Origin of the sequence: Staphylococcus petrasii, from assembly GCF_002902565.1 — a bacterium.
GTDB classification, from domain to species: Bacteria; Bacillota; Bacilli; order Staphylococcales; family Staphylococcaceae; genus Staphylococcus; species Staphylococcus petrasii.
The window spans coordinates 49,058-73,818 of record NZ_PPRC01000128.1; the positions used below are offsets into that span (position 1 = coordinate 49,058).

At 34.2% G+C, this 24,761-nt stretch carries 45 protein-coding genes and 1 tRNA gene; 7 read left to right on the top strand and 39 right to left on the bottom strand.

Annotated elements, in window-relative coordinates; translation table 11 throughout:
* Position 1: 1 nt before the first annotated feature.
* From CD127_RS12195 to CD127_RS12310, 29 genes are all read right to left on the bottom strand, one after another.
* Positions 2 to 1,495, bottom strand: a complete 1,494-nt coding sequence (locus CD127_RS12195; RefSeq protein WP_103366865.1) for a phage portal protein — start codon at positions 1,493 to 1,495, stop codon at positions 2 to 4.
* Positions 1,496 to 1,508: 13 nt separating this feature from the next.
* A complete protein-coding gene (locus CD127_RS12200; protein ID WP_103366866.1) occupies positions 1,509 to 2,789 on the bottom strand; it encodes a PBSX family phage terminase large subunit in 1,281 nt (426 codons plus the stop codon).
* Complete coding sequence (locus CD127_RS12205; protein WP_037579395.1) at positions 2,776 to 3,213, bottom strand: terminase small subunit; 438 nt, start codon at positions 3,211 to 3,213, stop codon at positions 2,776 to 2,778. The genes CD127_RS12200 and CD127_RS12205 overlap by 14 nt, the downstream gene beginning before the upstream one ends.
* Before the next feature lie 266 nt (positions 3,214 to 3,479).
* Positions 3,480 to 3,896, bottom strand: coding sequence for a transcriptional regulator (locus tag CD127_RS12210; protein WP_103366867.1), 417 nt, complete (start codon positions 3,894 to 3,896; stop codon positions 3,480 to 3,482).
* Position 3,897: 1 nt separating this feature from the next.
* Positions 3,898 to 4,071, bottom strand: coding sequence for a transcriptional activator RinB (rinB, locus tag CD127_RS12590; RefSeq protein WP_115345442.1), 174 nt, complete (start codon positions 4,069 to 4,071; stop codon positions 3,898 to 3,900).
* Positions 4,064 to 4,273 carry a DUF1381 domain-containing protein gene (locus CD127_RS12215; RefSeq protein WP_221270324.1) on the bottom strand — a complete coding sequence of 70 codons (210 nt, stop codon included), beginning with the start codon at positions 4,271 to 4,273 and terminating at the stop codon, positions 4,064 to 4,066. The genes rinB and CD127_RS12215 overlap by 8 nt, the downstream gene beginning before the upstream one ends.
* Before the next feature lie 75 nt (positions 4,274 to 4,348).
* On the bottom strand, positions 4,349 to 4,852 hold the full coding sequence (locus CD127_RS12220) for a dUTP diphosphatase (protein ID WP_103366869.1): 504 nt from the start codon (positions 4,850 to 4,852) through the stop codon (positions 4,349 to 4,351).
* Positions 4,845 to 5,006, bottom strand: coding sequence for a hypothetical protein (locus CD127_RS12730; RefSeq protein WP_167409904.1), 162 nt, complete (start codon positions 5,004 to 5,006; stop codon positions 4,845 to 4,847). Before CD127_RS12730 ends, CD127_RS12220 begins: the two co-directional genes overlap by 8 nt.
* A complete protein-coding gene (locus tag CD127_RS12735; RefSeq protein WP_160148975.1) occupies positions 4,996 to 5,154 on the bottom strand; it encodes a hypothetical protein in 159 nt (52 codons plus the stop codon). Before CD127_RS12735 ends, CD127_RS12730 begins: the two co-directional genes overlap by 11 nt.
* Complete coding sequence (locus tag CD127_RS12890) at positions 5,154 to 5,489, bottom strand: hypothetical protein (RefSeq protein ID WP_235851310.1); 336 nt, start codon at positions 5,487 to 5,489, stop codon at positions 5,154 to 5,156. Before CD127_RS12890 ends, CD127_RS12735 begins: the two co-directional genes overlap by 1 nt.
* Positions 5,482 to 5,892 (bottom strand): hypothetical protein, encoded by a 411-nt coding sequence (locus CD127_RS12230; protein WP_103366870.1) that lies wholly within the window; start codon positions 5,890 to 5,892, stop codon positions 5,482 to 5,484. The genes CD127_RS12890 and CD127_RS12230 overlap by 8 nt, the downstream gene beginning before the upstream one ends.
* Positions 5,879 to 6,061, bottom strand: coding sequence for a hypothetical protein (locus CD127_RS12895; protein WP_103366871.1), 183 nt, complete (start codon positions 6,059 to 6,061; stop codon positions 5,879 to 5,881). Before CD127_RS12895 ends, CD127_RS12230 begins: the two co-directional genes overlap by 14 nt.
* Positions 6,062 to 6,244 (bottom strand): hypothetical protein, encoded by a 183-nt coding sequence (locus CD127_RS12240; RefSeq protein ID WP_103366872.1) that lies wholly within the window; start codon positions 6,242 to 6,244, stop codon positions 6,062 to 6,064.
* Positions 6,241 to 6,486: a hypothetical protein gene (locus CD127_RS12245; protein WP_103366873.1), complete on the bottom strand. Its 246-nt coding sequence runs from the start codon at positions 6,484 to 6,486 to the stop codon at positions 6,241 to 6,243. The genes CD127_RS12240 and CD127_RS12245 overlap by 4 nt, the downstream gene beginning before the upstream one ends.
* Positions 6,487 to 6,654: 168 nt before the next feature.
* Positions 6,655 to 6,831 (bottom strand): hypothetical protein, encoded by a 177-nt coding sequence (locus CD127_RS12740; RefSeq protein ID WP_160148976.1) that lies wholly within the window; start codon positions 6,829 to 6,831, stop codon positions 6,655 to 6,657.
* Positions 6,832 to 7,236, bottom strand: coding sequence for a RusA family crossover junction endodeoxyribonuclease (locus tag CD127_RS12255; RefSeq protein ID WP_103366875.1), 405 nt, complete (start codon positions 7,234 to 7,236; stop codon positions 6,832 to 6,834).
* A gap of 10 nt (positions 7,237 to 7,246) precedes the next feature.
* On the bottom strand, positions 7,247 to 7,489 hold the full coding sequence (locus tag CD127_RS12260) for a hypothetical protein (RefSeq protein WP_103366876.1): 243 nt from the start codon (positions 7,487 to 7,489) through the stop codon (positions 7,247 to 7,249).
* A complete protein-coding gene (locus CD127_RS12900; RefSeq protein ID WP_235851311.1) occupies positions 7,479 to 7,643 on the bottom strand; it encodes a hypothetical protein in 165 nt (54 codons plus the stop codon). Before CD127_RS12900 ends, CD127_RS12260 begins: the two co-directional genes overlap by 11 nt.
* Positions 7,637 to 8,407: an ATP-binding protein gene (locus CD127_RS12265; RefSeq protein ID WP_103366877.1), complete on the bottom strand. Its 771-nt coding sequence runs from the start codon at positions 8,405 to 8,407 to the stop codon at positions 7,637 to 7,639. Before CD127_RS12265 ends, CD127_RS12900 begins: the two co-directional genes overlap by 7 nt.
* Positions 8,408 to 8,419: 12 nt before the next feature.
* Positions 8,420 to 9,133, bottom strand: coding sequence for a helix-turn-helix domain-containing protein (locus tag CD127_RS12270; RefSeq protein ID WP_103366878.1), 714 nt, complete (start codon positions 9,131 to 9,133; stop codon positions 8,420 to 8,422).
* Complete coding sequence (locus CD127_RS12275; RefSeq protein WP_103366879.1) at positions 9,126 to 9,368, bottom strand: helix-turn-helix transcriptional regulator; 243 nt, start codon at positions 9,366 to 9,368, stop codon at positions 9,126 to 9,128. Before CD127_RS12275 ends, CD127_RS12270 begins: the two co-directional genes overlap by 8 nt.
* Positions 9,349 to 10,035, bottom strand: coding sequence for a putative HNHc nuclease (locus CD127_RS12280; RefSeq protein WP_103366880.1), 687 nt, complete (start codon positions 10,033 to 10,035; stop codon positions 9,349 to 9,351). Before CD127_RS12280 ends, CD127_RS12275 begins: the two co-directional genes overlap by 20 nt.
* Before the next feature lie 11 nt (positions 10,036 to 10,046).
* A complete protein-coding gene (locus tag CD127_RS12285; RefSeq protein WP_103366881.1) occupies positions 10,047 to 10,592 on the bottom strand; it encodes a single-stranded DNA-binding protein in 546 nt (181 codons plus the stop codon).
* A 26-nt stretch (positions 10,593 to 10,618) separates the two neighbouring features.
* Complete coding sequence (locus CD127_RS12290) at positions 10,619 to 11,398, bottom strand: ATP-binding protein (RefSeq protein WP_103366882.1); 780 nt, start codon at positions 11,396 to 11,398, stop codon at positions 10,619 to 10,621.
* On the bottom strand, positions 11,391 to 11,615 hold the full coding sequence (locus tag CD127_RS12295) for a DUF2483 family protein (RefSeq protein WP_103366883.1): 225 nt from the start codon (positions 11,613 to 11,615) through the stop codon (positions 11,391 to 11,393). Before CD127_RS12295 ends, CD127_RS12290 begins: the two co-directional genes overlap by 8 nt.
* Positions 11,599 to 11,832: a hypothetical protein gene (locus CD127_RS12300; RefSeq protein ID WP_103366884.1), complete on the bottom strand. Its 234-nt coding sequence runs from the start codon at positions 11,830 to 11,832 to the stop codon at positions 11,599 to 11,601. Before CD127_RS12300 ends, CD127_RS12295 begins: the two co-directional genes overlap by 17 nt.
* Positions 11,833 to 11,919: 87 nt before the next feature.
* The gene (locus tag CD127_RS12745; RefSeq protein ID WP_160148977.1) at positions 11,920 to 12,090 is read right to left on the bottom strand and encodes a hypothetical protein; all 171 of its coding nucleotides are present in this window, start codon (positions 12,088 to 12,090) and stop codon (positions 11,920 to 11,922) included.
* A gap of 11 nt (positions 12,091 to 12,101) precedes the next feature.
* Positions 12,102 to 12,335: a hypothetical protein gene (locus CD127_RS12305; RefSeq protein ID WP_103366885.1), complete on the bottom strand. Its 234-nt coding sequence runs from the start codon at positions 12,333 to 12,335 to the stop codon at positions 12,102 to 12,104.
* Positions 12,336 to 12,348: 13 nt separating this feature from the next.
* Complete coding sequence (locus tag CD127_RS12310) at positions 12,349 to 12,555, bottom strand: hypothetical protein (RefSeq protein ID WP_103366886.1); 207 nt, start codon at positions 12,553 to 12,555, stop codon at positions 12,349 to 12,351.
* A gap of 55 nt (positions 12,556 to 12,610) precedes the next feature.
* Between CD127_RS12310 and CD127_RS12315 the strand changes: the two genes are divergently transcribed.
* Positions 12,611 to 12,802, top strand: coding sequence for a hypothetical protein (locus CD127_RS12315; protein ID WP_103366887.1), 192 nt, complete (start codon positions 12,611 to 12,613; stop codon positions 12,800 to 12,802).
* 169 nt (positions 12,803 to 12,971) lie between these two features.
* On the opposite strand, the gene CD127_RS12320 is transcribed toward CD127_RS12315, so the two are convergent.
* The 3 genes from CD127_RS12320 to CD127_RS12330 are packed head-to-tail and all read right to left on the bottom strand — an operon-like array spanning position 12,972 to position 14,868.
* Positions 12,972 to 13,808 (bottom strand): ParB N-terminal domain-containing protein, encoded by an 837-nt coding sequence (locus tag CD127_RS12320; RefSeq protein ID WP_103366888.1) that lies wholly within the window; start codon positions 13,806 to 13,808, stop codon positions 12,972 to 12,974.
* A gap of 3 nt (positions 13,809 to 13,811) precedes the next feature.
* Complete coding sequence (locus CD127_RS12325; protein WP_103366889.1) at positions 13,812 to 14,612, bottom strand: DUF3102 domain-containing protein; 801 nt, start codon at positions 14,610 to 14,612, stop codon at positions 13,812 to 13,814.
* Between the two features lie 43 nt (positions 14,613 to 14,655).
* Positions 14,656 to 14,868 (bottom strand): helix-turn-helix domain-containing protein, encoded by a 213-nt coding sequence (locus CD127_RS12330; RefSeq protein WP_070816625.1) that lies wholly within the window; start codon positions 14,866 to 14,868, stop codon positions 14,656 to 14,658.
* A 151-nt stretch (positions 14,869 to 15,019) separates the two neighbouring features.
* Here CD127_RS12330 and CD127_RS12335 point away from each other — a divergent pair, with 151 nt between their 5' ends.
* The 6 genes from CD127_RS12335 to CD127_RS12360 all read left to right on the top strand — a co-directional run bounded on the left by CD127_RS12335 (position 15,020) and on the right by CD127_RS12360 (position 18,775).
* Positions 15,020 to 15,334, top strand: a complete 315-nt coding sequence (locus tag CD127_RS12335) for a helix-turn-helix domain-containing protein (RefSeq protein WP_103366890.1) — start codon at positions 15,020 to 15,022, stop codon at positions 15,332 to 15,334.
* A gap of 80 nt (positions 15,335 to 15,414) precedes the next feature.
* Positions 15,415 to 15,627: a hypothetical protein gene (locus CD127_RS12340; RefSeq protein ID WP_103366891.1), complete on the top strand. Its 213-nt coding sequence runs from the start codon at positions 15,415 to 15,417 to the stop codon at positions 15,625 to 15,627.
* Positions 15,628 to 15,812: 185 nt separating this feature from the next.
* On the top strand, positions 15,813 to 16,274 hold the full coding sequence (locus CD127_RS12345; RefSeq protein ID WP_103366892.1) for an ImmA/IrrE family metallo-endopeptidase: 462 nt from the start codon (positions 15,813 to 15,815) through the stop codon (positions 16,272 to 16,274).
* Between the two features lie 103 nt (positions 16,275 to 16,377).
* Positions 16,378 to 16,914 (top strand): Ltp family lipoprotein, encoded by a 537-nt coding sequence (locus tag CD127_RS12350; RefSeq protein ID WP_103366893.1) that lies wholly within the window; start codon positions 16,378 to 16,380, stop codon positions 16,912 to 16,914.
* Positions 16,915 to 17,025: 111 nt separating this feature from the next.
* Complete coding sequence (locus CD127_RS12355; protein WP_103366894.1) at positions 17,026 to 17,664, top strand: hypothetical protein; 639 nt, start codon at positions 17,026 to 17,028, stop codon at positions 17,662 to 17,664.
* Between the two features lie 64 nt (positions 17,665 to 17,728).
* The gene (locus CD127_RS12360; RefSeq protein WP_103366895.1) at positions 17,729 to 18,775 is read left to right on the top strand and encodes a tyrosine-type recombinase/integrase; all 1,047 of its coding nucleotides are present in this window, start codon (positions 17,729 to 17,731) and stop codon (positions 18,773 to 18,775) included.
* A 52-nt stretch (positions 18,776 to 18,827) separates the two neighbouring features.
* Here the strand turns inward: CD127_RS12360 and CD127_RS12365 are convergent.
* The 7 genes from CD127_RS12365 to CD127_RS12395 all read right to left on the bottom strand — a co-directional run bounded on the left by CD127_RS12365 (position 18,828) and on the right by CD127_RS12395 (position 24,581).
* Positions 18,828 to 18,901, bottom strand: a tRNA-Arg gene (locus CD127_RS12365).
* Between the two features lie 224 nt (positions 18,902 to 19,125).
* Positions 19,126 to 19,635 (bottom strand): YfcE family phosphodiesterase, encoded by a 510-nt coding sequence (locus CD127_RS12370; RefSeq protein ID WP_103366896.1) that lies wholly within the window; start codon positions 19,633 to 19,635, stop codon positions 19,126 to 19,128.
* Between the two features lie 2 nt (positions 19,636 to 19,637).
* Entirely contained in the window at positions 19,638 to 20,216 is a 579-nt protein-coding gene (locus tag CD127_RS12375) for an XTP/dITP diphosphatase (protein WP_103366897.1), read from the bottom strand.
* Between the two features lie 20 nt (positions 20,217 to 20,236).
* A complete protein-coding gene (racE, locus tag CD127_RS12380; protein WP_103297425.1) occupies positions 20,237 to 21,034 on the bottom strand; it encodes a glutamate racemase in 798 nt (265 codons plus the stop codon).
* A gap of 191 nt (positions 21,035 to 21,225) precedes the next feature.
* Positions 21,226 to 22,104, bottom strand: a complete 879-nt coding sequence (sdhB, locus tag CD127_RS12385; protein ID WP_103366898.1) for a succinate dehydrogenase iron-sulfur subunit — start codon at positions 22,102 to 22,104, stop codon at positions 21,226 to 21,228.
* A complete protein-coding gene (gene sdhA, locus CD127_RS12390) occupies positions 22,104 to 23,870 on the bottom strand; it encodes a succinate dehydrogenase flavoprotein subunit (RefSeq protein ID WP_103366899.1) in 1,767 nt (588 codons plus the stop codon). The genes sdhB and sdhA overlap by 1 nt, the downstream gene beginning before the upstream one ends.
* A gap of 96 nt (positions 23,871 to 23,966) precedes the next feature.
* Positions 23,967 to 24,581, bottom strand: coding sequence for a succinate dehydrogenase cytochrome b558 subunit (locus tag CD127_RS12395; RefSeq protein ID WP_103297422.1), 615 nt, complete (start codon positions 24,579 to 24,581; stop codon positions 23,967 to 23,969).
* Positions 24,582 to 24,761 lie beyond the last annotated feature (180 nt).

Sequence of the window (24,761 nt, forward strand, 5' to 3'; positions counted from 1 at the left end):
ATCACTCCTTAATACCAGTTTGGTTGTCTATACCCTGTCTATACATACGTTCATCTGACTTTTGAAGTTGGATATCTTCTTCATTTTCAATACGTTCCATTTCTTGTTGTGGGTTATCAATGAACGACACAATTGACATCAATGATTGTTGACTGATTTGTCCACCTGCTTGTAAGTACATATCCATTTCATCTTTGACTGACTTAGGAACATTACGTGTGAATGTAAATGTTAAGTCTTGAATAGCATCTTTATCTAATTCACGATTGATACTCATAATCTGACCGATTAACTTATAACGTCTACGCAAACCTTTTCGAAATAAACCTTCTTTGATTGCAGTACGTTGCTCTAGTCCAAACAACTTATATTTCATTGCCTCACCTGACTGATTACCACCAAAGTTTTCATCAGTCATATCTGGCGTATTAGTGAACATATGAATGTTACGACTAATTCTGTCTTTATAAGACTCAACACCGTTTACATCGTATTCTTTGTAGATGTATCTAGCGTCAACATTTCCTTCAGTCGTTCTCTCATCCATATTTGTATATTCTGGAGGAGTTAAGTGGAATACATTAGCGTCTTTTTGTAATTGCGCAGTATTGCTATCAAGTTCCATGTTTCCGATAACAAGTAACATCGCATCGTTTAAATCACTCATATAGTTAGCTGTATCTGATTGTGCATTATCATATAAATCGATAAGTGGAATAACTTTCTCAAAATCTCCACGACGCTTTTCATTATTACTAAACTCTGTGATTGTTACCTTACCGAATGAATGTGGCTCTGACGGTCTGCGTTCTTGCAGTGATAGGTTAGTAGACTTATTAGCATAAAAGAAATTAGTTGCATTAGGTGTAATGATATCTACATTGTAAATATCTGTGTCATCATATTCTCTTGTTGACGTTTGCCAGTATCTCACTGCAATTAAACTATTCTGTTCAATCGTATTATCGTAAATCACAAATGTATTACGTGGATCAGATTTATATAATCTCACTTCATCATCTTGGTTACGGATAATGTACTCATAAGCGCGACCAAAGATAGATAAGTCTAATCCAATTGAACGGTTATGCGTGTCGATGTCGTTTAAGTTATGTAGGCCGTTAATCTTCTCTTGTGTATCTTCATCTTCTGTTTGTACTTGTATCGCATGACCAAAGCAATAACCGTTGATAAAGTCTGCAATGTATGACGCAAAATCATGCGCTGCACGATTATCTGCTAAATGACTTTCTCTACGTCTACGATTACGCAAGATGTTGAAATTAAGCCCTTGATAGTAATCATCGAGCATTTGTAATCTAGGTACCTGCGCTTCTAAATGATGCTCAATACATTCACTTATAAAATCGTAATCATCTAGTATCTCGCTTAATGTACCGTCGTAACGATATATCTCTACTGCATCACGTCTGTATATCTTATCTCGATGTTGACGATATTCAGCGTCTCTTTCAAATTCATTTACTTTTAACAAGCATTATCCCTCCTTATAAGCCCATTGATTTGATAGCGCTAATACTTTTTCTAATATTTGAACGTTTATTTGTTTGTGGCTTATAAAAACGTTCTACTGAATAGCGGAGTGCATCTATACAATGATTGTAAGTATCTACTGGCTCATTCAAATATTCGTCTGTATTTTTATCCTTTTGCCATGTGTAGTTATCAAATTCTTCGATAGTTTTGAAACAACGTTCATCTATTATTATGTCGAACTGCATTAAGAATTGAAGTCCTTGAACGACCGAACCTTTACCTTTTCTTGTAGGTTTAATACGTTCAATGCCTAGTTTTTTAATTTCTTGAATACTTTTTTGTTCTGCACTATCTGCAGTTATTTCTTCTTTAGCGTAACCTAATTGCTTTATTGTTTTAGCAATTTCATCATTTAACATTCCAGTCTTAACATATTCTTCAATGATATATAGCTTCTTATTTTCTTTATCTATTTTTACATGAACAAAAGCACTAGGATCATTCACATATCCAAAATCTAGTCCGAAGTAGGAAGGTAAATGTCTCAGCTCATCTTTATTGATTAATCGTTTTTCATACTTAGGGAATACCAACTTATCTAAAGTAGCGAATTGACCTAGTGCATATATTTTGTAATAAGCTGGATTACGTTTAGCTAATAACTCTAAATTTTCACGAGTGATTTTATCTAAAAACTTATTATCCTTATAACTAGATTGGCGTATCATTACACCTTCCATATCTTCGCCATGTTCAAAGAAATACTTATATACCCAATTTAATTTAGATACTGGGTTGAACATCAAGAATATCTGTTTAAAATCATGTTTACGTTCTCTTAGACGCAAAGTTAGTTGTGTATAGTCATTCAATGTAAATTCTGACGCCTCCTCCATAACAATGTCTGAGATACCTTTAATTGATTTAATCTTCTCTGGGTTATCTAAACCTTTGAATAAGAATGTAGCACCATTAGGCAACACTACTTTATTATCAGTTTTGTTCCATTGGCACATATCCCATATACCGTAATCAATTAAGCAGCTCTTAACATCTTCAAATAAACTATCTTTGATTGTCGATTGTACTTTTCTTAACCACAACATACGTCTAGGAATAGGCCACTTCATTAATGCTTTAAGTACCACTTTTTGAATAACACCATGTGACTTACCACTTGAACCTCCGCCATAATGTACTTCGGTGAAATTTTCGTAATTAGTAAGTATCTCAAATATATTCTTGTTGAATACTTTTTCTGGGTGATTAAAATTAAGTTTAAGGTTCGTCATTGTAATCACCTATGTTAATTTCTATGTTCTTTTGAGTAATTTCTTTCTTGTCGATATAAGCACCATGTACTTTTAAGATATGATCTAACGAACGTTGACGTTCTTCTACATTAGGTGTAATAGTATAAGTTACTTCTTTATCTACTTCGCCTTCTAAATGGTCATATCTTTTAGTATATGCTTTTTGTGGCTCTCCTCTTGCAATAGATGCTGATAATGCTAATGCCTCTGTAATACTCATTAAACTTTCTTCTTGTACCTCTTTGATACGTTCGTTGATATAATTTTTAATTGTAGTATTTTGTAGTAGTTTAGTTGCGTTAGTATTAGCTTTATTTTTAGAATAACCAGCTTTAATATAAGCATCTGTTGCATTACCACTCTTAATATATTCGTCTGCGAATCTCTGTTGTTTTATATTCAGCCCGTTCATCTCATATATCACCAACTCTCACGTTATTCACTTAATTTATTTTTTTATACAACAAAAAACCTACCTGAGTGTTCTCTCAGATAGGTCACATCATTTACCTTTTAGGGATGAGTAAATGAAAAACTAACATTTTAGAAAGGAGTATGTTTTTGAATTGTTCAGCAAAGAATTTAATCATTACATGTAAGTCACCTGATAGAACTTACACTATCATGATAGCGCCTTTTGAAGCGAACTTATATACCTCTCAAGTCCATTTACACATAACCGATCAGTTCTGCTAACTTATTAATCATTGCATTGCGTCGTCTCAATATACTTGATTTACTCGTTCCGAAGTATTCAGCTAAATCTTCCCACTCATAACAACCAATTGGACATTCCCAGTATCGTTTGTTAATCATATCAAGTGTATCTTCGTCAGCTTCAGCTACTAACTTATCAACGCCATTAACGATATTACTTAACATGACATATCGCTTATTACTTAATTTCTTGATAGTCTGACGCTCAATTGGATTGCCAGGTAGATTACTTTTCCCAGCACCTACATTCTCCAGTTCGTGATTTTCTAGCAATTCATACTCACAAACCTTTAACTCCTTACGATAACGTTCTACATGTTGAATATATTCTTCTAATTTTCTAATATCATGACGTTCAATCGTTATCAACTTAATACCCACCTGCCAAATCGTTAATATCGTATTGATCACTCTCTCTAGCATAATCACTAGGCACTTCCACATCATCTTCACTCTGCAACTTCACGATAAGTTCGTTAGTTAGATATTTACTAAGTTCATACAATGCGATGATGAACCATATCTTTAGTATGCGTTTAATCATTAAACAATCGCTCCTTAATTTTTTTATAACCTTTAATGACGGACATCAAAGCCTCTTTCTGACGTTGCGCTTTATATACTTTCAACGCCTCTTCCTTACTCTCTGCCTCCACAATAGAGAGAGTTTCATTTGTACGTGCTTTCTCAATGTCGGTGTGAATGTGACCTGTGCTATCTGTGAATTGGCGTATTAGGTATTGCATTATTTATTAAGCACTTCCTTTACACGTTCTAGAATGTCCTTATTTTTAACCGTATCGATTTCGACACGTTTGGAATTAGTACCCTGTACTTCCCCAGCCGTCTGTCCCTCTCTCTGACACATTGCTAAACTCCTTTACTTCTTTTAACTCTGGTGTCCAAATTGGAACGATAACCAGTTGTGCGAGTTTGTCGCCTTTGTTGATTTTGTAAGTACCACTATTTTGCGTTTGGCTAGCGTATTCATAACCACCATTTATATTCATATATACATTAGTATCTATAACGAAATCTTGTATGTCATTCTTAATATTAATCTTCATATTACCCTGAAAACCTGCGTCAATCTTGCCTGTTTCAATCACTAAATGCGTCTTACTACTTACACCACTTCTTGACGTTAATAGCCCTACATAGCCCTCTGGAATGTTTACGGCTATATCTGTTTTAATCACTGCTTTCTCTTGTGGCTCAAGTATCACTGTCTCTGCTGCGAAGATGTCGAAACCAGCGTTTATACCTTTACGTTCTGGTTTAGTTGCGTTCTCTGATAATTTGATAAATTCTAATGTGTTAGTCATTTTGTTCCTCCTCATTCGGATAAAATTTAATAAACATTTTATTACCATGCTTATCTCTAGCTACTAATTCTACGTACTCGTCATGTGTCACGTATTTTTCAATTACACAGTTTTGTATCATTTGCATCATTTGCATGTGACTTTCAGCTTTCATCACTACCACGCTCCAAATCTTTTAATAAAGTTTGAATATAAGTTTTAGATGCACTTAATAATTCATTTTGATAAGCATTAAGAATTGATTTATCTACTTGCTCGATATGCCATAATGCTTCTTGTAAGTTATCTATATCTTGAAACATTAATGGTCGACCTCCCAATCACTTGGAATTTCATTAAAAATATCTCTTAAAAATTCATGGTCTTTTGGATCTAATGTTTCCCATGACTTTAAATCTTTTACGTGATAAAGATTAACTTTTATCTCATCAAACGCCTCTGCCTTCCTTTTCACTTCTGCCATATCATTGATGAGTTCGTCGCGTTGTTTTTTGTATTCATCACGTTCTTCTTTGTACGCTCTGCTGGTTGCTCTAAAGTGCCTAATTATGCTCTTTTCGTCAGTGATACTATCTACTTTTTCTACTCCGTGCTTTTTCATAAATGCAACTAATTCATCTAATGTTGGGTTACTCAACCATAGCACCGTCCTTCCACAGTATAGTCATCGTCATATCATCATTAAGCATATAAAAAGCAACAGTATATTCGTTTTCCACTTCTGCAATAGTGTGGTTACCGTACATATAAGATTTTAATATTTTTAAGTCTTTCCAACCTTCCTCTTTTGAAGGTATTGCATTTCTAACTTCTAAAAGTCTAGGAATTGCCGTTTCTTCCGTAATTTCTTCTTCAATCTCTACTGTAAAGATTTCATCTTTGCGCGTTTCATGTTCTAAAAACAATATTTGTTCTTCATCAAAAAATACTGAACCTCCTGTGTAATTACTATAAAAAGCCTTTTTTCTAATTTCATTCTCCCATGCCCACTCAATCAACTTTGGCAACGTCATTTCTACTTTTCGTTTAATCTTTGGCATCCCTTACACACTCCCTGTTCCTTTTTATGTCACTCTCACTAACTTTCATCGTCACTCTACTTCCTGCTACCTTAACCACAAAGCCTTTGACACCTAACTTGCGTAATTCCTGTTGTATCTGTGTAGGTGTCTTGGCATTATACCGTTGATGTATAATCGTCATTTTCATCTACACCTTTACTATGTCGTATCTATCATCAATCCTTACTAACTCACTACCAACACGCACCATAAGGTAGGGTTCGCCATTAAAGTTATAATTCAACTCTTCCACTACTGCTGGGAATGATGTTTTAGCTTTAGGATATTTAAACCAAATGTCGTCACCTTTATTTAATTCATGTAATTTCATTCCGCTACCCCCCTCTGTACATTGCCGTATTGATCTGTTTTGACTTTAACCATAAGATTGTTTTGTACTAAGTTTTTAAAATATTTACTACTTACTCTGTGCTTAGCCACTTCACGCTCTGCGCGTTTAGCTTTAGCAATACGTTCTTCTCTGCGTTTACGTTTCAACGCTCTTTCATGTCTAAGTTGTATTTGTTGTAATTCATATAGTTGTCTAGATGTCATCCGTTTAGTGTGTGTCATAGCTATATACTCCTTTGCCATATAATAATTCAGGACCACGCAAACCTCTGTTATATCGACCACGCAACGTTGTGAGTGGTACATCATACTTTTTTGAGGCATTCCTTAACGAGATACGTTCCCCGTCCAAATACACATATGTCGCTTGCTGTTTTTGCTTATGCATATTTACCACTTCCAACCGTCAGAATTAATACTTGTATACTCCACTTCCATATCGTTTAGATAATCGAATGGTGAATTCTCCGCTAATTCCATAACGCGCATTTCTTCGCGCTCACTTTCTTCCACTGCGTCAATATAGGCAGTGCCTTCGATTTTGTATTTGACTTCTAATTTAGCCATTTATAACTCCTCCACTTCCATTACGATTTTTGGTTCCTCTGCATATTGCTTAAAACTGTGTATCTCAACGATTTGGTTATCGTCTTTCCATAGATGATCGTTTGCTGCATCTAACACTGTTTTAATTAAGTTGTCTATATCTGGTTTAGTACGTTTGTACTGACCGATTGCGATTAGCTTTTGATTTTTCGACCAACTTTTCGGCGGTTTAAAGTAGAAGTACAGTGACACTTTTAACTGCTTACTTAACATCGCTTTCGGCATTTGCGCTTGTATATACTTCTTATGCGCTGTATAAGACGCTGGCATGTAAGTTTGAATAAAACTACCGCGTTTTGTGAAACGTGGACGAGGCGAGCCGATAGGTGCCTCATACGTTTCGTTAAAGTTAATTTCTATCTGCACGTTGTCACTCCTAGAACAAGAATTCATCTATTGTTGTCTGCTGTTGTAATTCTTCTTTTCTAAATAATTTATGCTTACGTTTCATCTTTGCTAACTCATATTTAGTCACAGATGCTTTAAAATGCTTATCACTCATTCCACCTTTATTAGCAAGATAGAAAGTACCGTCATCTCTAGGTAGCACTCTCAACAAAGGCCAACCGTCACTTTCATATAATGTGTAAGCATTAGGTTGATTTTCTCTAAGTCCCATATTCGACCACAGCCTCCCTTACACGACGTTCTGCAAGTTTCTGGAAGTATATATCCTCCAACTTGTCTTGGTCGCCCTGTGCGTATTCTATGAGTTTCTGAGTATACACATCTGAACACTCAAGATTGAGTTTGATGTCGTCTATCGTCACCATGCGTCACGTCCTCTGAAATCATCTCCTAGCACTCGAACCGTTCTTGCATTTTGTTTCATACGTGAATTGATCCGTTGCCAGTTCATATTTTGATTTAATTCTTTGTCACTAAAGTTAGTAGTAAAGATGTTATTCTTACCTACTCTGTTATCTACGATTGAAAATAGTTTGTTTAATGTGTGTTCAGTGTTTTCTACACCCACATCATCAAGTACAAGTAAATCTATGCTGCTTAATAGCTGTACGAGTTCATCTGTCGTTTCAGTAGCGTTGCGATTGTATGTTGCTTTAATGCGTTCCATTAACATTGGTATGTGCATGAACGCTACCGAATACCCTTGTTGCTTAATTGCCTTTGCTATGGCATAGGCTAAATGGCTTTTTCCAGTACCATATGAGCCTTGCAATATTAATGACTTGGGTTCATCTACCGAAAAACCTTTAACGTACTCAATAGCCGTACTCTTTGCATGTACTTGATGGTCATTTTGTGGTTGGTAACTGTTAACTGTTGCATCACGTAAAGACGCATTCACATTAGATTGGTTAAAGATGCGATTTAGATACTTTTGCTTTCTCTGTTGTTCAGCTTTTTTACCAGCAGCAATCATCGAGCAATCACAACCATGTCTAAACTCTTTTCCGTTACTGAATTTGTAATAGTCGTAGGTATTACCACATCTTTCACATTTAAGATTATGTTCTTCTTCTACAATATTTTGATTAGGCTTGATATTCCTTGCTAAACTTCCTAATGATTGCATATCTTATCACTCCTAGTCCCAATAACTTTCGTCATACTTCATTCTGTTTAGTTGATCCATGCCACTAGGTTGTAGTTCTTCGCTAAAGTCATTTAAATAACTTTCTTGAGATAAAAATGTTTTAGGATATTTTTGATATTGTTTATCGGTAATAGTTTTTAGATATTCTCTAGTACCGTTCATGATAGTTTCAAATTCATGTTCCTTAAGCGCTGATTTGAATAAACTGAATGCCTTTTTCTTATCTAACTTTTTATCGTAAAGTTTCCACCATTCCTCAAAACGTTCACGCGTAACGTCAGTTGCGCTATTATCTGTTCTATTTATGTTATTTATACTTGTATTATTAATACTTGTAATATTCTCTTTAACATTTGTGATAATAGGGGTATCAACAGAATTGTTAATAGGGGTATTATCATTTGTGTTAATAGGTCTTAACATTTGTGTTAAGGGGTATAACTTTCTTTGTTTAATTTCATTACCTTCTCGAATGATTTCAATATTGAGGTAACCTCTGTCTTTTAAGTTTGCTATCCTTCTTGATATTGTTACTTTAGTTACTTCGTACAATTTCGCGAAGTAACCATTACTCGCTGTACAGTAACCATACTTATTACTTAACGAAGTAATCTCTGCAAATAGTAGCTTTTCGCTATCGGTTAGCCGATTATCATATCTTACGTTTGCAGTAATAATTGAGTAATAACTAGGTTGTTCACTCATTGCTATCACTCCCGTACAATATCCACTCTGGCGTAGTGTTGAATTCCTCTGCCATTTTTCTTATTGTTTTCATTGGTGGTAACTGCGCTCTGTTTTCCCAACGACACACAGCTAATCGTCCTACACCTAAACGCTCACCAAATTCAGATTGGAGCATATTAGCATCTAATCTTATTTCATTTATGCGTTGAGCAATTTTCATTCTATCCTCTGGTCTAATCATTATTGATCGCATTTATTTTCTCTCCTTTCAGCATTCTGTTTAGTCTGTCATCTACTTTGATCCAGCTATCCTGTAAGATATATTTCTCATCAAAAGACTTAACGCCTATGTTGTGCTGTTCGGAATGATGTTCTCTGCATAAAGCTAATACTTCATAATCGTAATGCTGCATCTTCTTACGGTTAGCACCACGACCTATTGCGTAGTGATGTGCAAGGTCAGCACCACTCTTACCACATAGTACACAATTACGATTGACTGTTGCCCAATACAACATAGATTTATCGCCGCTTAATAGCTTGCTTGTCTCAACCCTCATAGGTATTTGATGATGAAACATAAAAGCTATAATTAACTCTATTAGTTCTCTCGCTATTCTCATCGAACAGTTACTTAAACTTATTTCGTTATAACCATTCATTATTTCCAATTCTGCTTGAAACCTTTTCCTTAATGATTCGACAGGCTCTCCCCAGTGCAATTCAATATCTCTACACATCGCAAATATCTTTTTACGTTGCTCTATCGATAACTTTTTATTATCCGGAACTTCGACCTCTGCATTAAGTGAGTAGCCATTTTCTAATAAATCAATATGACTTTGTTCTAATTCAACACCAGTAGCAACGACGGAATAAGTACCGTCGTTATCTCGCTGGTATCTTGTAATGCGTTGCATTTAATCACATCCTAGAATGCTAAATCATCTTCATACCCTAATGGGTCACTGTTACCAAACGGGTTATCTTGGTTTGTCATTGGCGTTTGTTGTGAATTGCTTTTTTCTTCAGCTTTTTGCTTTTCGGTTTTAGGAATCGGTTTATTAATTATTCCTTCTCCATTTTTATAAGGTTTAATAAATGAAAAATCAGTGAAATATTTACCTTCATCTTTATTGAATTTCCATTTCAAAACTAAATGACATGGTTTTCCAATTAATTCGTTAGTATCAAAGTCTAAACTTGGAAGATTTAATTTAATGCCTAATCTAGTTAGTAGTTCTATCAATTGTTTTTCTTGGAAATCATATTTGTAAGGTGGAACAAATTGATTGTGTTTGTATTGTTTACCTTCATCATTTTCGAATACGATTGTAAAATATCTATTCTCTCTATCATTAAATTCAATATTTTTAACTTTTACTGTGAATTCTCCAGCTTGAAAACCTGTTGTACCGTTATAGAACTTTTCTTGATTTGTTTCTTTAATATATTGAGCTTGTCCTGAAATTTTCATAATTGATTACCGTCCTTTAAGTTTTTTTAGTTTCCGTTTCTGATTGCTTCAACTACGTCTGTAATACTAGGGTTGATAAAACGTTTATCGCTTATAGTGATATTGCTTGCATGTCTAATTTTTGTTTCAAATAGGCTTGAGGGTTCAGCGTTTAATACATATTGATAAGTCTTTTCGCCATTTTGCTCATGTTCTTCGATTGTCATTCTAGCTAGCACATCTGATTGACTGATGACTGCTTTTTTTATCTGTTCTTGCGCCTCAATCGTGATTATCGGGTTGATCGTGCTACCTTCATCATCTTTATCCTTGTTGATACCTTCATGACCACTTATCGCTAAATGGAATTGGTACTTCTCTTGCAGCTTTGAAATAAATCGATAAATATGAACAATGCGACTAGCACATTCGCCCCAATCGTTAAACGTTGGCTTGCGTGATTTACCTTCCATGATGTCGTCTATTGTGATGTCACGTAGTTTTTGAATGGTTTCAATCACAACAACATCAATTTGCTTACCGTTATCTCTAAGTTGTTGTAAGATTGCAGGTAAGTTTTTGATGATTGCTGCAAAGTGTTTGTAGCTCTGAATTGGAACCACTGCGCCATCTTCAGTAACTGTTGTTCCGTCCTCGTTAATATCAAGTACAAGTGCGTTATTATCTTTAGTTAAGAATGTTGTTTTGCCAGTTCCGAATTTGCCGTATATAGCGAATTTGTAGAACTTATTAGCGTTTTGCTTACTAATATCTTTAATACCTAGTTGTTTTAAAATGTCTGGTTGTTCTTGTGTTTGTTCAGTCATCAAAATTGACCTCCTCATAATCAACGGTTTCTGTTACCGTCTTTTTTATCGCTATGTGATGTGTCATATCTATGCTTGCGTTATCCCAACCACTAAACTCTCTAGCGTCACTGCGTGCAGTAGAGTATTTAATAGTGTCGTTTTGTTCAGTCGGTTTATTAATTACATATAAATCTTCTCTTTTATGCTTGATGAGATACTTAACTGTTTGCGACATTTATCATCGCCTCCAGTTTTCTGCGGTCTGCTTCTAATTCTGCTAAGCGTGATGATTGACCGTTATTTAATATGAGTAGGTCGTCGATATATTCCAGTGCGTTATCTAGTTGGTTGTTTGAGTACTCGAGCATAGCTTCCAATTTTTTTACTCTGTCTTTAGCTACTAAAAATTCGATAAACTCTTTCTCTCCTACTTTGATATATGGCTCTTGCATTCTTGACTACCTCCACATAATGTTTTATTTTTAAGTTAGTAAAATTTCACAAATACTTAGTGTTGACTGGTCGTTTTGCAGAACGTATCAGTCTTTTATTTTGTCGAACTCTTTATCGAAATAGATAAATACACCTACACCGATGAACAGCGCATATGCTAGTGCGTCAGTTACAAATACGTTAATAGTCATTAATATGATTGTGACTAGAACTGCTACCAGCAATGCTATGATGAAACTCACTTCTGCGTACGACATTTAACCACCTCCTAATAAAGTTTGACCGAATGCAACATTTCAATACGCATTTTTAAGGCTCTCTGTGACGTTGGTGTATCCCTCAAGCACTGTAATAACGTCTTGTTGTGACCTTCGTGAAAGTAATCGTCAATTTCGATTGGATATTGACCAAATAAGTCTGTTGCTGCATTCTCTATTAATTCAGGTGCTTTGTATGGGTTAGTTTGTGTTAGATGTGCGATAAGTAATTGTTTGTTATTCATTAGATCCACCTCCTCATAAACTAGCTTCGTTAACCATCAAATTATTTTCGATAAACTCTAATGCTGGCTTAACTTTGATGTAGCGTTTACGACTATCTTCAAATTTGTATATAAATTTTTTGAACTGTTGATTAGATGCTACTTTCTTTTCAAAATCGTCTTTGGATAAACCACTGATTTTTACGAACTCTTTAACGTCTGCAAAACCGATGTATTCCATTAAAATCACTCCTTTCGTGTATAATTTGGTTATCAACCTAAGGAGGTGGATAACTATGTCTGAATTATCTATTGAGCAACGCGCCCATGATTTAGCTTTAATGAGAGTTAAGATCGAGGCTGAAAAAGAATTAATGGAAAATCCTAGTCCAACAATCGATTTAGTCAATGATTACGCAAAATATTATTACGAATTAAAAAGAAATCTTGATAAACTTTCTAACGAAATTCCAGATTTATTTTCTTAGGTCTTGAGTAATTCTCAATCTTTACAACCTTCCACGTCACAACTGCCATTGTGATGAGGAGGGTTGTTTTGTATAAAATGTTCATGTTTTGCCTCCTTTATCAGAGGTGGTCAGACACCACCTCTTGTGGTATGATTAAATTGTTAATATTTACTCGTTGGCTGCTTATTTAGCGGTCTTTTTTTGCCCAGTCTTTTTTGGGGTTATCAATAATCAATTCACCGTTGTTTTTAACGTAGTATTCAATGAAAGAAGGACTATCTTGTGTTAATTTGTCATTATATTTATCAATAAACTCTTTCAATGCTTCAGAAAGGTTGTAACCTTTAACTCTTAAATCATCGTCAAATTTCTTTTGTAACACTTTTCGTATTAATCTATCTCCATCAAAACCATCAATTCTAAATAACGAATACAATGCTAATGCCACTTTCGTTCTTTTAGGTGTATTAGTTTCATTTCTAAACTTTTCATAATACTTTAAGAAATTAAGTGTTTCTTCAAAATTAATAAATTCAAATTCTCCTGATTTTATAAGTTCAGTAACACCTGTGGCAGTAGTGTTGTTTCTTGCGACTGAAATAACTACTGTGGTACCCGCATACTTTTTATTAAGTAAATTCAAAAGTGACACATATTCCTCAGAACCTTGATTTGCATAACTCTCGATAAAGTTAAGTAAACTCCATGGTCTTTGAGTTGTATTCATACGCACAATATCGTGTTCAGTTAGTCCTGGTTTAACAATGTATTCAATTGGTACTCCAGCTTTTTTTGCATGCTCTAATCTATGTTGACCGTCAATAACAACCATGTATTCGTTCACAATTATCGGACTAATAAAGCCTTCTTTCGCTTGTTTCAGCATTTCATCTGTAAAAAGAATATTCCTGTTAAATTTAGTGAATTTGAACATATCTAAATCGTCCGTTTTATACACTTCGTTTACTGGTAAATTCATTGTGTTTTGTTCAAATGCTTCTCCGTTAATATCTACTCGTTTCATAATTTATTGCTCCTTTAACTTTTTAATAATTTCTTCTAATTTGTTTATTACTTCTTTTTCATTAATATGATTTTTATAATTTTGTATAAATAGTTCTGATGGTTCTAAGATTTTCAATAATATCGGCGTATAATCTTGGTTATCATTTTCTTTAGTGAAAGTTGCTGCATTACTAGGTTGATCCATCATATCTTTAACTTCATTTCTAAAGTCATCTGCCAGATTTTTATAGTATTCACGTTCACTTTCAAGATGTTCATTCATATTTTTTATACTTTGGTAATCTTCTGGCTCCATATACTTCTTAATTACTTCTGGCTCTCTATTCTCTGCGTCCTCTAGTTGTTTCTTCGCAATTTCTTCTGAACGTTGTGCTTGTTCTACTTGAGATTGGAGTTGAGTATTTTTTTCTTCTTGTTCTTTTAATTTTCGTTTAAATTCTTGTCTTTCATTTACCGTCATTTCGTAAGTGTTTTTCATTTCACCAGAACTGACTTTATGTTCTTTTTCTCTTTCTTCTTCTGGTATTGTTGCAATTTGATACAAAGCTCTTATCCCTAAATGTTGCACCGGTGCAACATTTGAACCTAATTCTCTTGATATTTTCATGGATTTAGCTGCAAAAGTACGTTCAATACCTATTTTTTCTAACCACTTACCAAACTCTCCATGCGCTAAGTCATTCTCTTTAACGTGTTTCAATCTTCGACCAATCTCGAAAATAGATTGACCAGCGATGTTTTGATAGCTTTTGATTTCAGTTTCAATTGTGGTTAGGTCATTACTTAGTTGTAATTCGTTCAAATGTTTTTGCCCCTTTCCGACTACACTTAAAGTGAATTCGAGATTAAATTTTTTTGCTAACTCTTAATAAGTCAGCATTAATACCGTAGATGTAAGCCAATGCATATACAACCATACTTTTAGGCACTACATCACCTTTTTCCCACGCAATATATTGAGCTCTTGAAACGCCTAGCTTATCAGCTATTTGCTCTTGTGTATAGTTAAATTCGTTTCTTGCGCCCTTCAGAGAAAAAGTCTCAATCGTGTCTGTCATGTTGTCACCTCCCTGTAAGGTATGTACCTAATTTACTACACTAAAAGTAAAGTGTCAACACATTAAGTAAACTTTTTATAAAAATACTTTACTTTTTGTAAACTTTTTAATATAATTTAGACAACACTTAAATAAGAAGAGAGGCAACCAAATGGCTAAAGAAATTCTTTCAAAAAATTTAAAAAACCTTTTAGAACGTAAAGGTAAAACACAAACAGATATGGCGAAAGATTTAGATTTAAAAGAATCGACAGTTAGTAGTTGGATAAATGCAGTTAAATATCCAAGAAGAGATAAAATCGAACTACTTGCTGATTATTTTGGAGTTATGCCCTCTGACATCACAGAAGACAAAACTTTACAACAAGATACAATGGCTGCTCATTTTGATAAAGACGGCCTAACAGAAGAAGAAATCGAAGAAGTAAACAGATTTATTGAATGGGTTAAAAATAGAGATAAATAAATTTAATAGGATAAACACATATGCTGAACTTTATGGAAACATAAAGAAACCACGGATAAAAAACCGTGGTGATAACAATATTGAGTATAATTGGCTCTCCAGCGTTTAAAGCGTTTAAAGAAATTGAAAATAGTCGTCCTGAACTTTCTAAAGAATTCGGAGTTAATAACTTTAAAGGGGTTGAGGCTATTAATATTCCTTCATCAGTGAAAGAACAAGCAAGATTCGCACGTAAATTTGCTAAAGACGTCAATATCGGTAATTACATTGCCCTGCTATACAGTAATGTATAGTTTGTATCGGGTGAATTCAAAGGAAGCCTAAGTCTATTGATATGGTGACTTTGAGCCAAGCCTTTTAGGAAGGTGCAACGCATAGTTTCTGAAATAACGAAACCACGAGCGCCCGATATCCTATTAATTTAATTATAACAAAAATATTTGTAAAAATAACATTCACTAATCAAAGGGTGTATTAAATGGGATTGTATGAAGAATTATGTATAAAAAACGACTGGATAGAAATAAAAGAAACTAATCGTTTGCCTAAATTCCAGCACGGTTTTTATATAAATGGGAAAATTTACATCAATAGCAACCTATCCGAAACACGCAAAGCCGAAGTGCTATACGAAGAACTCGCACATCACAAGCTTACATATGGGAATATCTTAGATCAATCTAAAGACATAAATCGCAAATTTGAAAACTACGCTAGGCGTCACGGGTACGAGGCAGCACTACCCTTGCGTATTATCGTTGAGGCACATAACTATGGTGTAAGTAGCTTATATGAACTAGCTGATTATGTTCAGTTAAGCGAAAGGTACATAGTAGAGATACTGGAACATTACAAAAATAAATATGGTATTTACACACAATATGGAACTTATTTAATTCAGTTTGAACCATTACGTGTGTTTATATATAAAGATATATAAATATTACATATTTAAAGGCGGTGGTTTTTATAAAAAAAACGAGTGCCTCATCTTAGAATACAAATGAATATAAAGACTTAATCTACATATAGGAGAAAAAATCATGGAAGAAAAATTTAATAACGAACAAGAAGAAAGACAATTTAGACAGTTTCAAGAATATCAAAAACAACAAGAAGAAGAGAAAAAGAAAAAACGTAAAAAAGGTTGGTTGTTTGGCTGTGGTGGTTGTCTAGTTTTATTAATATTAATTGTAATTGGTATTTCAGCTTGTACAGCTACTTTTGTGAATGATACTGGTAGTGATAGTGATAATAATACGCAACAAGACAAAAATGCCACACGCGAGCAAAAATCTGCATTAAATAAAGCTAAAACTTATTCAAAGGTTATGCATATGTCTAAAGATGGTATTTACAATCAATTAACATCAGAAGCAGACGGTTTTAAAGAAGTTGATGCTCAATATGCTGTTGATAATTTAAAAGCTGATTATAAAAAGAATGCGTTAGAAAAAGCTAAAGACTATGCTAATACACAAAATATGTCTAATGACGCTATATATAATCAACTCACGTCAAGTATTGAAGGTTTCACCGAAGAACAAGCACAATATGCAATAGATAACTTAGATGAATAATTCACAGGGTAGCACGTCTACCCTTTTTTATTACACCCATTATGACTATTACGTTTGAACCATTGAGAGTATATGGATATAAAAACATTAAATAAAGGGGAGAAATATAGAATGAAAAAGGTTCTATTTTTAATTTTTGCTAGTTTATTAGTATTAGGTGCATGTGGACAAGATGAGGATAACTCGAATAAAGATGATAATAAAAAGTCAGAAAGCAAATCAGATAAAAAGTCTAACGATCCAAAGAAAGATAAGAAATTAGAAAACAAGGACAAATCAAACAAAAACACTAATGATGATAAACAACAAGTTAGTTCAGATGATAGCAATAATGATACTGCTAACAACGAATCTGAAAGCACATCTAAAAATGATAATGAGAAAACTCAAAATGCTAACGTTAATATTGAACGTCCAAAGGGTGAAAAGATTCAACCAACGCAACAAAACAACCAACAACAAGCTAACAATAACCAACAACAAAGTAGCAATCAACAATCACCAAACAACAATGATTATATGACGCAAGATGAAATTAACGAATGGAATAAAAATAAACCTACTACACATGACGAATCTCAAATGGGTTATGGTCGTGGAGATTATGAAGCTGCTAAAGAAGCAAGTGAAAAAGTTGCTAACGATCCTAATGCTCATGTTGGTGGACCGGGATGGGTAAATCAAGGTGAAGGTTATGATAGTTGGAAGCAAAGACAACAAGAAGCACAAGAAGCTGTAGTACAACAATAATATTTTAGGGTAGTCCGCCTACCCTTATTATTTTTTTTACTTTTTTTAAGGAGAAGTGATAAAAATGGCTTCATTTACAGTAACAAAACGTAAAAATAAGAACTCTACATCGTGGCAATATGATGTAAAGCACCCTTCTTTCAAGTCAGGTAAGAAACGTAAATCAGGATTCAAAACAAAAGCTGAAGCAACGAATGCAGCGCAACAATTGATTAGAGATTTAGAGGATGGTAAACAAGTAGATAGCAACAGATTGTTTAAAGATTATTATAAAGAATGGCTCAAGTTGAATGGAAAATATGAATTATCATCAAAACAGCAATATTGGTATGAACACTCGCTTGATTTATTTTTAAAACATTTCGGTGAAGATATTAAGATTAAAGATATTACTCGAAGTGAATATCAAAAATTTATATCTAATTACGCAAATGGTAGAACTTCAGAAACAGTTAGAAAAGTTAATCTTTATTTATCTAGTTGTATTAAAGATGCAGTGTATGATGGTTATATCAAAAAAGATCCAACATATAACATTAAAGCTAAAGGAACAAAACTAGCTAAAAAAGAAGATGTAAAATTTTTAACTATTAGACAGTATGAAGAATTAAGAGAACATTTTAAGTTAAGAACAGATAAAAGTACGATTATGTTGTATATACTTTTAATTACAGGTGCTAGATTTTCAGAAGTAAACAGAATGACCTATGATGACTTACTAATAACTAAAGGACTAATTCACTTGCCAGGAACTAAAACAGAAAACGCTGATAGATTTGTAGAAGTTTCTAAAAATGATTTAAAGCATATATACAAAGCGATAGAGACACATCCACATAGAATTGATAATAAGTTATTCGGCTTATCTCATACAGCGATTTCTAAAGTGTTTAACAAAGCTAAAAAGAAATATAACATCAATGAAGATGTCACACCTTATTCGTTAAGACATACACATGCAAGTTACTTAATTAGTAAAGGCATTCCGATTGAGTACATTAGTAAAAGATTAGGTCACGCAAGTATAGCTATCACATTAGATGTTTATACACATCTTCTTGATGAACATAAAAAAGAGCAAGGCCAAAAGGTCAGAGAAATATTTTCTTGACACTTATTTGACACTTGCTCGCTGTAAACGTTGATATATCAACGGGTTATAGCGTCCTGGGAGGGATTCGAACCCCCGACCGATGGCTTAGAAGGCCATTGCTCTATCCAGCTGAGCTACCAGGACATGAATTTTTAACACAAGAATTATTATAGCTAAAGAAACCTCATTTAGCAATAGCTTTGATATAAAAAAAGTTTATATTTTTCACTAATTAAGTATAATTATTACTATCAACTTTTACATTCTGTTTAAAATTGTTTAGTGCACAATTGTGCAGTCATATATTTATAAATTAACACTTAGGCATGCTTCAATGTAAAACACTAAAGCATGCCTAAGTGTCAAATCTAAATTTGAAATTCAACTGTGTCGATAATTTGGTTATCTCTATTTCTAAAATGTAATGTAGCATGGTGATCATTATCATCTATTAGTAATTCTGCAAATGTTTCTTCTATATTACTGCGAGATTGTGAGATACTACCTGGATTAATGACATGAACATCGCCTAATTCCTCATATTTAGCTACATGTGTATGACCATAAAATGCTAATTTGCATCCTAGCGACTGAGCTTTTTCAGCTAATCTCATACGTGTTTGATTGACAGAATAAAGATGCCCATGTGTATAAAATGCTTTAACACCATTCACTTCAATGATTTCTTCGTTAGGAAATTCTGGATAGAAATCACAATTCCCTTTTACACGTCGAAACAGACTCAGCTCCGTATCATTGTACTCAAATTCAGAGTCACCAAGATGGATGAAGGCATCTGCATCTTTGTGTTGTTCGTACAATTGATATAAAATACCTGCTTCTGTATGATTATCACTTACTATTAACCATTTAGACATGATTACTCACGCTCCAAATAAGCATTTAATTTCTTAATGGCGTTACCTCGGTGGCTAATCTCACTTTTTTCTTCAGTTGTGAGTTGAGCCATTGTTTTGCCCTTTTCCGGAACAAAAAAGATTGGATCATAACCGAATCCATTCTCACCCTGTCTTTCAGTTGTGATTTCTCCAGCTACAGTGCCTTTGAATGTTTGAGTAGGCTCTCCAGGTGTACTCATACTAATGACGCAAACAAATTGTGCTTCTCTGTCTTTTTTACCTTCTAAATTGTGTAACAGTTTATCAATATTTGCTTCATCACTTTTATCCAACCCAGCATAACGCGCAGAGTAAACACCAGGCTCACCATTTAATGCGAATACTTCTAGCCCACTATCGTCTGCGATTACGCGTTTATTCAAAGCTTTAGCTGCTGCCTCTGATTTCAAACGCGCATTCTCTTCAAAAGTAGTACCTGTTTCTTCTACATCGAAATCTTTGATAACTTCAGAAATCCCTATAACATTATCATTAGGAAATATCGCTTTAAAATCATTAATCTTACCTTGGTTATTGGATGCAATTACTATATCTGCCAAAGTTATGTCACTCCATTCTTTTAAATAACTTGAATACGTTCAACTTCAACGTCTAGTTTTAACCATTGTGCAATAATATTTTTAATATGTACAGTATCACCTGTAGCAAAGAAACGGTGCGGTGGATTTGGCGAATAGCTCGCATGTTCATTACTAAATGTAAGCAATGCACTAACTTCACGTGCTGTTTCAAGACCTGAAGAAATAACCTTTTTCTCTCCACCAAAGTAATCATTAATTGGTTTATACAATAAAGGATAGTGAGTACAACCAAGAATTACCGTGTCAGCCTCAGTATTGCGCCACTGTTTTAAGGTTTGATGAATGACGATACTAGTGATTGTAGGATCATCGTAACGCATTTGTTCTACTAAAGGTACAAATCCAGGACATGCTACACCGTAAACATTGACATTTGGATTGATGCGCTTTATATGATGACGATACGCTTCAGACTTGATAGTCCCTTCAGTTCCTAAGATTAAAACATTTTGATTTTTCGTCGTCATAATTGCAGTACGCGCGCCTGGTTCAATTACTCCAATCACAGGGATAGGTAATATTTGTTGTAAATGCTCAAGTGCTACTGCTGTTGCCGTATTACAAGCAATTACTAACATTTTAATATTAAATTCCATCAATTTATTTGCAAGTTGCGTTGTAAACTCTTTAACTTCATCGCCAGGGCGTGGGCCATATGGGCATCTTGCTATATCTCCTAAATAATAGATGGTTTCATTAGGAAGTTGTCGCATGATTTCCTTCGCAACCGTTAAACCTCCTACGCCAGAATCTATTACACCAATTGGTCTATTCATTTACATTCATCCTTATAATACATAATACTCTCATTTTACCACAGTCATCTACGGAGTTTGACTAATCCGTTTTATTCATTTTGAAAATGAAAAAAGTAGGTAGCGATTTATTACAAAATCACTACCTACTTTTTATTATGAGTGCTAAATGTTAGGTTGTCGATCAACTTAACATTAACTATTATATCAGATTAATCTACTTTGTGGTCTGAACCAAAGAATGATTTAAACATATGGAATGTTGTTTCTCTGTTTAATGCTGCGATTGAAGTTGTCAAAGGAATACCTTTTGGACAAGCATTCACACAGTTTTGAGAGTTACCGCATTCTTGTAAACCACCTGTACCCATCAATGCATCTAAACGTTCATCTTTAGTCATTGCACCTGTTGGGTGTAAGTCGAATAAACGTACTTGAGAAATTGCTTGTGCACCTACGAATTTGTTGTTACGTGTAACGTTTGGACAAACTTCTAAACATACACCACAAGTCATACATTTAGATAATTCATAAGCTGTTTGACGTTTTTTCTCAGACATACGAGGTCCTGGACCTAAGTCATACGTACCGTCAATTGGAATCCAAGCTTTCATACGTTTTAAGTTATCGAACATTCTAGTACGGTCAACTTGTAAGTCACGAATAACTGGGAACGTACTCATTGGTTCTAAACGGATAGGTTGTTCTAATTGATCAACGATTGCTGAACATGATTGTCTAGCACGACCATTGATTACCATTGAACATGCACCACAAACTTCTTCTAAACAGTTCATATCCCAAGTAACTGGTGTTGTTTTTTCACCTTTACTATTTACAGGGTTACGTCTAATTTCCATTAAACATGCGATAACGTTCATGTTCTCTTTATATGGAATTTCAAAAGTTTCTTCATATGGTTGAGAGTCTTGATTATCTTGACGTTTGATAATTAATTTAATTGATTTTTGTTTAGGTTCTTGCTGTTTTTTATCTTGTGTATCTTGATTACCTTGGTTACTTTGAGTTTCTTCATTATTACGATTACGTAGTTCTTCGGGAGTTTCTTTTACTGATTGTTTGTCAGCCATTATTTTTTACCTCCTTTAGACTTACTTGTATAGTCACGTTTACGTGGTGGAATTAAACTTACATCAACTGGCTCATAAGTAAATTTAGGTGGTTCATTTTCACCTTGATATTCAGCTAATGTTGTTTTTAACCATTCATCATCGTTACGATCTGGGAATTCTGGTTTGTAGTGTGCACCACGTGACTCATTACGGTTGTAAGCCCCAATAGTAATAACTCGTGCTAATACTAACATGTTCCATAATTGACGAGTGAAGAATACCGCTTGGTTACTCCAAGTTTGAGTATCTTCCATATCAATATCTTGGTAACGTTCCATTAATTCAAGGATTTTTTTATCAGTTTCTAATAATTTATCATTTTCACGTACTACTGTTACATTCGCTGTCATAATTTCACCAAGTTCACGGTGTAATTTATAAGCATTTTCAGTACCACGCATATTTAATAATTTATCAAAGCGTTCTTGCTCTTCATCTACACGTTTTTGATAAATACTTTCATCTAATTCAGTGTATGATGTTTCTACATTTTCAACATATTTAATCGCATTTGGTCCAGCAACAGTACCACCGTAGATTGCTGATAATAATGAGTTAGCACCTAAACGGTTACCGCCGTGTTGAGAGAAATCACATTCCCCTGCTGCAAATAAACCTTTGATAGATGTCATTTGGTCATAGTCTACATAAAGACCACCCATTGAGTAATGAACCGCTGGGAAAATCTTCATTGGTACTTTACGTGGATCATCGCCTGTGAATTTTTCATAAATCTCAATAATACCACCTAATTTAACATCTAATTCATGTGGATCTTTATGAGATAAATCTAGGTATACCATGTTTTCACCGTTGATACCTAATTTTTGGTTGATACATACATCAAAGATTTCACGTGTTGCGATATCACGAGGTACTAAGTTACCGTAGTCAGGATATTTTTCTTCTAAGAAATACCAAGGTTTACCGTCTTTATAAGTCCAAATACGGCCACCTTCACCACGTGCTGATTCACTCATTAAACGTAATTTATCATCACCAGGAATCGCTGTTGGGTGGATTTGGATAAATTCGCCGTTTGCATATTTAGCACCTTGTTGGTATACAAGTGATGCTGCTGATCCAGTGTTAATCATAGAGTTTGTTGTTTTACCGAAGATAATACCAGGGCCACCAGTTGCCATAATAACTGCATCTGAACCAAATGCTTTGATTTCAGATGTTGTCATATTCTGAGCAATGATACCTCTTGCAGCACCTTCGTCATCTTTAACTAAACCTAAGAATTCCCAACCTTCATATTTCGTTACTAAACCGTCAACTTCGAATGAACGTACTTGTTCGTCAAGCGCATATAATAATTGTTGACCAGTAGTAGCACCAGCAAATGCTGTTCTGTGGTATAACGTACCACCGAAACGTCTAAAGTCTAGTAATCCTTCAGGTGTTCTGTTAAACATTACACCCATACGGTCTAATAAGTGAATGATTGATGGCGCAGCTTCTGCCATTGCTTTTACAGGTGGTTGGTTTGCTAAGAAGTCCCCACCGTAAACAGTGTCATCAAAGTGAATCCACGTTGAGTCACCTTCACCTTTAGTATTTACCGCACCGTTAATACCACCTTGGGCACATACAGAGTGCGAACGTTTAACAGGCACGATTGAGAATAAATCAACATGTGCACCTTGTTCTGCAGCTTTAATTGTTGACATCAGACCGGCAAGTCCTCCACCGACAACAATAATTTTTTTATCTGCCATAGAATTGTCACTCCCCTAAAATATATCTACAACTTAACGTTTAAATGAATATAAGACATTTAATTATTTCTGCCCTATTTTGATTTATTTAAAATTCTATACGAATGCGAAAATCGCTGTTACACCAATATAAGAAAGAATTAAGAATACAATTAATGAAATCCAAGTGAAAATACGTTGTGATTTCTTAGATTGTAAAAAGCCCCAAGTTACACAGAATGACCATAAACCATTTGAGAAATGGAAGATTACAGAAAGAACACAAATGATATAAATTACTACCCAAACTGGGTTTTCAAGTGTTTTATGCATTAATTCATAATCCACTGCTTTACCAAAGAAGTGTTTCTGTAAGTTTGTTTGCCATAAATGTACGAATACAAAGACGAAAGTAATAATACCTGTTAATCTTTGTAAAGCAAACATCCAGTTTCTAAATAATGAGTAATGACCGATATTCTCTTTTGCAGTAAATGCAATATGAATACCATATAAACCATGGTATAAAATTGGAATATAAATTAATAAGAACTCAATAACCAATAAGAATGGTAATGATTCCATAAAGTTTGAAGCTTTATTGAACGCCGCAGCGCCTTGTGTTGCTTGATGGTTGATTAACAAATGGACAACTAAGAATGCACCAATTGGAATAATACCTAATAACGAATGAATACGTCTTAGATAAAATTCATTTTTTGACTTAGCCAAAAGGACTCCCCCCTGTAGAACAATAGATTAAAATAGCCCTTTTTAAGAAAGTTTGTTAGAGCAATATCTCTCTACGTTTTAACGTATTTACTATTTTATTTAGTACTCGTCAACCTCATCTATATAGTGATGACAATTAAATTTGGTATTCGTTCTATTGATGCCTTATTATTACTAAAC

Coding starts and splice junctions, on each gene's coding strand:
- CD127_RS12350 (WP_103366893.1), top strand. CDS start 16,378: ATGGAAGAAAAATTTAATAACGAACAAGAAGAAAGACAATTTAGACAG.
- CD127_RS12730 (WP_167409904.1), bottom strand. CDS start 5,006: ATGAAAGCTGAAAGTCACATGCAAATGATGCAAATGATACAAAACTGT.
- CD127_RS12280 (WP_103366880.1), bottom strand. CDS start 10,035: ATGCAACGCATTACAAGATACCAGCGAGATAACGACGGTACTTATTCC.
- CD127_RS12290 (WP_103366882.1), bottom strand. CDS start 11,398: ATGACTGAACAAACACAAGAACAACCAGACATTTTAAAACAACTAGGT.
- CD127_RS12285 (WP_103366881.1), bottom strand. CDS start 10,592: ATGAAAATTTCAGGACAAGCTCAATATATTAAAGAAACAAATCAAGAA.
- CD127_RS12295 (WP_103366883.1), bottom strand. CDS start 11,615: ATGTCGCAAACAGTTAAGTATCTCATCAAGCATAAAAGAGAAGATTTA.
- CD127_RS12370 (WP_103366896.1), bottom strand. CDS start 19,635: ATGTCTAAATGGTTAATAGTAAGTGATAATCATACAGAAGCAGGTATT.
- racE (WP_103297425.1), bottom strand. CDS start 21,034: ATGAATAGACCAATTGGTGTAATAGATTCTGGCGTAGGAGGTTTAACG.
- CD127_RS12330 (WP_070816625.1), bottom strand. CDS start 14,868: ATGACAGACACGATTGAGACTTTTTCTCTGAAGGGCGCAAGAAACGAA.
- CD127_RS12260 (WP_103366876.1), bottom strand. CDS start 7,489: ATGGGACTTAGAGAAAATCAACCTAATGCTTACACATTATATGAAAGT.
- CD127_RS12320 (WP_103366888.1), bottom strand. CDS start 13,808: ATGAAACGAGTAGATATTAACGGAGAAGCATTTGAACAAAACACAATG.
- CD127_RS12740 (WP_160148976.1), bottom strand. CDS start 6,831: ATGGCTAAATTAGAAGTCAAATACAAAATCGAAGGCACTGCCTATATT.
- CD127_RS12335 (WP_103366890.1), top strand. CDS start 15,020: ATGGCTAAAGAAATTCTTTCAAAAAATTTAAAAAACCTTTTAGAACGT.
- CD127_RS12895 (WP_103366871.1), bottom strand. CDS start 6,061: ATGAAAATGACGATTATACATCAACGGTATAATGCCAAGACACCTACA.
- CD127_RS12300 (WP_103366884.1), bottom strand. CDS start 11,832: ATGCAAGAGCCATATATCAAAGTAGGAGAGAAAGAGTTTATCGAATTT.
- CD127_RS12735 (WP_160148975.1), bottom strand. CDS start 5,154: ATGTTTCAAGATATAGATAACTTACAAGAAGCATTATGGCATATCGAG.
- CD127_RS12275 (WP_103366879.1), bottom strand. CDS start 9,368: ATGCGATCAATAATGATTAGACCAGAGGATAGAATGAAAATTGCTCAA.
- CD127_RS12265 (WP_103366877.1), bottom strand. CDS start 8,407: ATGCAATCATTAGGAAGTTTAGCAAGGAATATCAAGCCTAATCAAAAT.
- CD127_RS12315 (WP_103366887.1), top strand. CDS start 12,611: ATGTCTGAATTATCTATTGAGCAACGCGCCCATGATTTAGCTTTAATG.
- CD127_RS12245 (WP_103366873.1), bottom strand. CDS start 6,486: ATGACACACACTAAACGGATGACATCTAGACAACTATATGAATTACAA.
- sdhB (WP_103366898.1), bottom strand. CDS start 22,104: ATGGCTGACAAACAATCAGTAAAAGAAACTCCCGAAGAACTACGTAAT.
- CD127_RS12270 (WP_103366878.1), bottom strand. CDS start 9,133: ATGAGTGAACAACCTAGTTATTACTCAATTATTACTGCAAACGTAAGA.
- sdhA (WP_103366899.1), bottom strand. CDS start 23,870: ATGGCAGATAAAAAAATTATTGTTGTCGGTGGAGGACTTGCCGGTCTG.
- CD127_RS12355 (WP_103366894.1), top strand. CDS start 17,026: ATGAAAAAGGTTCTATTTTTAATTTTTGCTAGTTTATTAGTATTAGGT.
- CD127_RS12305 (WP_103366885.1), bottom strand. CDS start 12,335: ATGAATAACAAACAATTACTTATCGCACATCTAACACAAACTAACCCA.
- CD127_RS12215 (WP_221270324.1), bottom strand. CDS start 4,273: ATGCAATACCTAATACGCCAATTCACAGATAGCACAGGTCACATTCAC.
- CD127_RS12220 (WP_103366869.1), bottom strand. CDS start 4,852: ATGACTAACACATTAGAATTTATCAAATTATCAGAGAACGCAACTAAA.
- CD127_RS12200 (WP_103366866.1), bottom strand. CDS start 2,789: ATGACGAACCTTAAACTTAATTTTAATCACCCAGAAAAAGTATTCAAC.
- CD127_RS12310 (WP_103366886.1), bottom strand. CDS start 12,555: ATGGAATACATCGGTTTTGCAGACGTTAAAGAGTTCGTAAAAATCAGT.
- CD127_RS12345 (WP_103366892.1), top strand. CDS start 15,813: ATGGGATTGTATGAAGAATTATGTATAAAAAACGACTGGATAGAAATA.
- CD127_RS12360 (WP_103366895.1), top strand. CDS start 17,729: ATGGCTTCATTTACAGTAACAAAACGTAAAAATAAGAACTCTACATCG.
- CD127_RS12230 (WP_103366870.1), bottom strand. CDS start 5,892: ATGCCAAAGATTAAACGAAAAGTAGAAATGACGTTGCCAAAGTTGATT.
- CD127_RS12240 (WP_103366872.1), bottom strand. CDS start 6,244: ATGAAATTACATGAATTAAATAAAGGTGACGACATTTGGTTTAAATAT.
- rinB (WP_115345442.1), bottom strand. CDS start 4,071: ATGATTAAACGCATACTAAAGATATGGTTCATCATCGCATTGTATGAA.
- CD127_RS12745 (WP_160148977.1), bottom strand. CDS start 12,090: ATGTCGTACGCAGAAGTGAGTTTCATCATAGCATTGCTGGTAGCAGTT.
- CD127_RS12900 (WP_235851311.1), bottom strand. CDS start 7,643: ATGGTGACGATAGACGACATCAAACTCAATCTTGAGTGTTCAGATGTG.